The following is a 6083-nucleotide window of genomic DNA, read 5'->3' as shown; positions in this document are numbered from 1 at the left end:
CGGATCTTTCCAATTGTTTCCACAACAAGCATCCCAAACCGGGCCTCCATTCAGCATGAAGGCCATCGTGAACCCGTTTCTCAGAAAGGGGTCGTTTTTAGCTGCCTGTCCCCCTTCCGAAGGGGTCACTTTTCCATGCCGCTTAACAGACAGACGCCCAATGGGCGCTGATTGAACCTCATTGCCTTGGCAAATCGACCGATCCGGGCCGAAGCGGTCGCGACAACCGTCTTTTCATGGAAGCGGTGCTGTGGATTGTCCGAACGGGCAGTCCATGGCGTGATCTGCCCGCCGCGTTCGGCAACTGGAGCACGGCCTTTCGTCGCTTCAGCGACTGGCGCAATGCCGATGTTTTCAAACGGATTTTCGAGGCCCTGTCCAGTGATCCGGACATGGAATATGCCATGGTCGATGCAACGATCGTGAAGGTTCATCGTCATGGTCAGGGCGCAAAAGGGGGACGCAGAGCCAGGCCATTGGCCGCTCGAAAGGCGGCATGACGACGAAGATTCTCGCGCTGACGGATGCCTTGGGCAATCTCGTGCGTTTCCGTCTGATGCCCGGACAGCGCTTCGACAGTGTGGAAGTGCCACCGTTGATTGACGGTCTCGAATTCGATGCCTTCATCGCCGACAAGGCGTTCGACAGCAACGCCATCATTGCCGAACTGAATGAAAGGGGCGCAACAGTCGTTATTTCCCAGCATCCGCGACGTTCAAAGCCGCTGCTGCTGGATCGGGAAATCTATAAATGGCGGCATTTGATCGAGAACTTCTTCTGCAAGCTCAAGGAATTCAAACGCATCGCAATGCGGGCAGACAAAACAGACAAAAGCTTCAGCGCCATGATCTATCTCGCCGCAGCCATTATCCATTCACGGTGAATCCCCACAAGCCCTAAACCGGTCAAACAGTCTTTCAATGGCTCCCGCCTGTGTCAGGCGTTCACGGAACAGCCAGACTGTTTTGGCATCAGGCATACGATCTGAAAGCCCCAGACCAAGGAAGCGCATAAAGGAGAGGCGATCGTTGATCAGATACTCTGTCCGTTCATCGGACAAATTGTTCAGCGTCTGGATCACATGGCAGGATCTTGAACATCAGCACCGGATCAAATGGCGGTCGCCCGCCTTTGCTTCCGTCGGAATAGGCCAGAGCCTGCTCCAGATCAGGGCGGAACACTTCAAAATCCATAGTCCGGGAAAATGCTTCGAGCTGATCGCCAAGCCCGCTCAACCGGGAAAGCCGCTCTTCAACATCAAAGAAACCAGCCTGCTTCATGATCCATACTCCAATCAACGCAAGGAAAATGGAATCACAGAGCAGACCTCAAAACCAGAGGGGTTTTCGAACCCTCCATCTGCTCAAACCGCAGACCATCGCAAAAACCGTCAATCAAATCGCCAAAAGCCAGAAATTACTAGCCAAGCACATCAATCAACGGTTCTTCGATCCCTCCAGGTGCTCGCTCCTTTTTTAGGAGTGTAGAGCACGGTCGCCGGCTTTTCCGGATTAATTGACCCGTTTGAAACGGATAATGCTGCGGGACATTTTTCCGTTATCCCAGTTAGGCATAATCCTCCAAGGCGTCAGAACATCAGCTTCATTCCCCTTTACGACGATATTACGACGCTGCTCTGTTCCAACCCATTCTGGCGCCCATGCTGTCTGTACACTTGTAACCCACTGGTTACCTTCCACACGATAGCGGCCAATATAGGCAACGAGTGTTTTCATGAGATGCGCGCGATCTGCATCATCTTTTGCCGGCTGACGATCACTCCCTTCAAGATTAAACGCAACCCAACCGTCAGGGGTGAAGATGACGCGGCCACGCGGATGGGCGCCCATAGCGTCAATCAACTTCCCGGTTTCTTTATCCTGAACCTTATAAGAGACCAGCTCCCAAACCCCGACTATGTTCTTTTTCAAGTCTGGATCAACTTTCTTTGGAAGTTCCGGAATGGATACTTCCTGAGCATGGATAGATGACAATGAAGACATAGACACAGCCCCCGCAAAAGACATAATCAGCATAATTTTTCTGTACTTACGCATTTTTTCAAACATACTCATATCCTTTCTATTTTAAACAACATTCCTCGTTTTATGACGTCTTATGACGAACACTACGGCACACAGTATCAGAACCAGTATTGCTCCCGCCGCCATGCCAACTCGGGACAACAGCAATAATGGAGAGGCAGGCCCACCCTTTCTGATAAGCGCAACATCCTGTGGTGTGACCTGAACGTCTGGTCGACCATATGTTTTGAAAACAAAATTGCTCAACCTGGCGATCTGACTATCGTCCAGTTGTACAGCATCTCCCGATTTTCCGCCGAAACCTGGCATGAAGGCTTGGCGCCCCTCTACCGATCGAGAGACACCATACAGAATTGTTGAAATGAGGTTGTCGCCACGAGACGCGCCTGTCACCGAATTATGCCAAAGGGATGGATAATAACCATCTTTACTTCCCTGAGCACTGGCCCCATGACACGAGGCGCAGTTCCCCATAAAGAGAGCCGCTCCACTGGCGGTGTTGTCGTTATGATCTAGAATCGGGGTTACCCCCCGCAGCTCGACTGACGGATTTAGGTCATGGCCTTGCTGAAATCTGGACGAAGCGTGATCATTCGGATCACTGACCGGCTTTAAACTGCGCAAATAAACGCTAATGGCATTCAGGTCACCAGAAGACATATGAGAGAAACTGTGTTCAACAGCCTCACCCATTCCGCCTCCGGCCTGTGCTTTGCCATGCAGGCGTCCCGTGCGGAGATATTCCGTAAGATCCTGATCACTCCAACTCCCAATACCACTGACTGTGTCAGGGGTAATGTTTGGTGCGTACCATGTTCCAAGACTGGCTCCCGACAGCGGGTGCGCCAGATCTTCCTGCATCAGGAACCCACGATGTGTATGGCAGGTTCCACAATGCGTCGCCCCCTGTACCAGGTAAGCTCCCCTGTTCCACTCTGCCGACTTTGTCGCATCAGCCTGATAGGGTTTTCCATTCAGGAACAACATGTTCCAAAAAGACATGGAGAACCGGATATTCATCGGAAATGGCAGCGCTGTAACCGGTCCTTTTTTATCTACCGGAGCAACATCCTTCTGGAAGTAAGCATATAAATCAGCAATGTCCTGATCCGTCAGATAGGAATAAGCTGTGTACGGCATTGCTGGGTACAGGTTGGCACCATCTTTTCTGACGCCACGCCGAACAGCTTTGTCGAAATCTTCTAACGAATAGTGACCAATACCTGCTGACAAAGACGGAGTAATGTTTGTCGAATACATAATCCCCAAAGGAGTATGCATGGCCAAACCACCCGCAAAAGGCTGTCCATGAGGCGCTGTATGACAAGCTACGCAGTCTGAAGCAACCGCCAGATACTGACCACGCTGTGGGTCTCCAAGTGGATCAGCCTTTGCAGGATGTGTCGCAGAAAGAGCAATAATAGCAAGAGAGCAGACTGTAACAGTATAGAAAAAGGATCGCTGTATCATGAGATCAAGCCGTCTTGAATTGTGCTACGATTGCGTCGGCGGCCTTCAAAGCAAGCGCTGCCATTGTAATCGTGCTATTTCCACTCCCACCGGTTGTCATTGCACCCCCGCCGGGAAGAAAGAGATTCTCATGATCGTGAGAGCGGCAATCAACATCGACAACTGAGTCTGATGGATCTTTCCCCATAATGCAGCCACCCATGATGTGATCGCTATGCAAGAACTCAGGATTCAGATCGAACTTAGTCGCCCCTAAAGCCGTTGCCATCTTTTTAAGTGTCGGAATAGTATATTGCTCTGCACTACGCCGCACATAGTCGCCTACATCATAATAAATTCGCGGGCGATTAAGGCCTAACCAGTCTTTTTTATCTGACAGAGTCAGACGGTTAATAGAAGACGGAAGAGGCTCGTGTTCTACAACTAACAGTCCGGTACAAGCAGATAGGCGGCGAATTTCCTGATCAAGGGCACGTCCATACAGACCTTTTTTTAACGCTTCTGCTGCACCAATCGAGCCTCGGGCCATATTTTCCATACGGAACATGGCTCCAGCGTATTCACTACGGAAGTCGCCCTGACTGGTGTTCAGAATGCTACTGCCCTGTACAGGTCCAACCCCAGTCCAAAGCGGCTCGCTCATTTCAACAGTCGCTTTCAACTTCGGCTGATCCATCATGTTACGCCCTACCTGATCGGAACTGTTGGCAATTCCATTTGGATGGCGATCATCTTTGGACAAGAGCAGAAGTTTGGGGGTCTCAATGCCATTACAGGCAATGACGAAAGCACGCCCTGTTACGCGATGTGATGTTCGATGAGGGTCATAATAATGGACAGCCTGTATTTTATGATGATCATCCGCTTCAATGCGATAGGCAACAGCATTAGTTAAAAGCTTTCCGCCCTTGGCCTCAATGCGTGGCAGTGCCGTGGCTGCATCATATTTTGCAGCAATAGGGCAGACCGGAAAACAGTTATTATTGCCACAGCAGGCAGGACGCCCATCATAGCTAACACCACTATTGCGTGCCTGCGGTGCAGGCAAATTTTGCAACCCAAGTGGCGCCATAACGTCGGTGAAGCGCTGCTCTCCTGGCCCCAAAGGTAACGGACCCATGGGATAAGGCCGGGAACGAGGCGCTTTTGGAGGCCATTGCAATGCAGTATCCGTTGGACCGCAAACGCCCAGAGCATATTCTGCACGAGCATAATACGGCTCTAAAGTCGCATAATCAAAAGCCCAATCGCGCCCAACCCCATAGAGGCTTTTTAATTTCAAATCCTCGGGGGTCATCCGCCAACAAATGCCAGCCCAATGCCACGTCGCCCCGCCAGCATACCGAACATAACCTTGCTGGTAAGCCGTGGCATTAGGCCCTGTCAGATCCAGATAAGCATTTTCTTCGCCAAGCGTGCGTGTTTCGAGAACTGGCGCCCATGGTGGGGGAGGAAATGGCGCATCCCAATGATGTCGCAACGACGGAGGAAGGTTTCGAAAATTTTCTACGATGGTCTGTCGATCAACCCTGGGCCCAGCCTCCAACATGAGCACTGACAAACCAGCATCTAGAGCTTGTTCAGCGATCAAACACCCAACAACGCCCGTTCCGACGACGACGACATCATATTTTGTCTCATTTACCATTTCAGCGCGCTCCTATATCAGCCTCAAAAAATCGGAAGTTGAGAAAGAGGCGGAGCGTCCGCCGTCCAGCCATTAGGCCCAGAAATAGCATAAGAGGGTATCGTCATTACATCAGACGTGACTTTGAACATCAAAGCCTCTTCATAAGAAATGACTGAAATAGTGGATGCCCCCTGAACTGCACCAGTATACCAAGATTCAATGATGCTTTGAGCGGCATTTTTCAAAGAAACATCTGGTAAAGCTTCCATAAGCTCTTCAACATCAGCGGGCTTTTTAGCCTCAATGAACGAGGCTAGCTGCTCTAAATGTTCAGGAAAATCAGGAACAGTCGCGATCATTGCATCTGCTGTTCTCATTCCGATAGTTTCATTGAGCTTATGCGGCACCAAAAGAGATGAGACCGCCATGAATTTCTGATGCAACATTCCACCATGCAATGGCGCAGCGCGAGATGTTTGAACACAAAAGAGGGCACTGAGAGACGACATACCCAACAGCAACCCGCGCCTCCCGATCCGAGGGTTGGTAGAACGTGATATGCGCATGAGAGATACTCACTTCAAAAAATAGAATTACTTAACTGTATAAACTATGTACGATAATTCCTGCATTTTTTTTTATAAATTTTTATTTTAAAACGATTAGTTATTCATTATAGTGAGGTGGTCCCGTCCGTTCGGACAGTTTTGCGGGCTTGATAAGCTATACCCGGTTGTTGTTATGCCGCCCTTCTGACGGCGTTGCTGTTGGCCATCTGGTCCGGGGTTAACCCCGGACCAGATGGCGTCGGCACGTTATGATACGCCTCATCGGGCGTTCGTCCAGCCAGCGCCGTATGCGGACGCCTTTCGTTATAATGGGCGATCCATCTGCCAAGCCCGGCCCTCAGCTCTGATCCGGTCTCGAACGCGTACAGG

At 50.6% G+C, this 6083-nt stretch carries 6 protein-coding genes and 1 pseudogene; 1 reads left to right on the top strand and 6 read right to left on the bottom strand.

Annotation, left to right across the window (positions count from 1 at the left end; genetic code table 11):
* The first annotated feature begins 167 nt into the window (after window positions 1–167).
* Window positions 168–883 (top strand): IS5 family transposase gene (locus CFR76_RS17020; protein ID WP_095666523.1). Its coding sequence is split into 2 segments (ribosomal slippage): window positions 168–462 and window positions 462–883, totalling 717 coding nucleotides; the frame shifts between segments, so codons are not numbered across the junction.
* A gap of 9 nt (window positions 884–892) precedes the next feature.
* Here CFR76_RS17020 and CFR76_RS17015 read toward each other — a convergent pair.
* From CFR76_RS17015 to CFR76_RS16985, 6 genes and pseudogenes are all read right to left on the bottom strand, one after another.
* Window positions 893–1280, bottom strand: a pseudogene (locus tag CFR76_RS17015) (transposase); the annotation flags it as partial.
* 231 nt (window positions 1281–1511) lie between these two features.
* A complete protein-coding gene (locus CFR76_RS17005; RefSeq protein WP_244151056.1) occupies window positions 1512–2069 on the bottom strand; it encodes a lipocalin-like domain-containing protein in 558 nt (185 codons plus the stop codon).
* A gap of 18 nt (window positions 2070–2087) precedes the next feature.
* The gene (locus CFR76_RS17000; RefSeq protein WP_081749541.1) at window positions 2088–3515 is read right to left on the bottom strand and encodes a c-type cytochrome; all 1428 of its coding nucleotides are present in this window, start codon (window positions 3513–3515) and stop codon (window positions 2088–2090) included.
* A 4-nt stretch (window positions 3516–3519) separates the two neighbouring features.
* Window positions 3520–5163 carry a GMC family oxidoreductase gene (locus CFR76_RS16995; RefSeq protein ID WP_063904971.1) on the bottom strand — a complete coding sequence of 548 codons (1644 nt, stop codon included), beginning with the start codon at window positions 5161–5163 and terminating at the stop codon, window positions 3520–3522.
* A gap of 23 nt (window positions 5164–5186) precedes the next feature.
* Complete coding sequence (locus CFR76_RS16990; RefSeq protein WP_081749540.1) at window positions 5187–5711, bottom strand: sugar dehydrogenase complex small subunit; 525 nt, start codon at window positions 5709–5711, stop codon at window positions 5187–5189.
* 173 nt (window positions 5712–5884) lie between these two features.
* Window positions 5885–6083 (bottom strand): integrase core domain-containing protein (locus tag CFR76_RS16985; protein WP_146222722.1); only part of this gene is annotated, 199 nt, incomplete at its 5' end.

The organism is Komagataeibacter swingsii (assembly GCF_003207895.1).
In the GTDB taxonomy this organism is placed as follows: domain Bacteria; phylum Pseudomonadota; class Alphaproteobacteria; order Acetobacterales; family Acetobacteraceae; genus Komagataeibacter; species Komagataeibacter swingsii.
The sequence above is the reverse complement of the archived record's forward strand: the minus strand, read 5'-3'. Positions and strand labels throughout refer to the sequence as shown.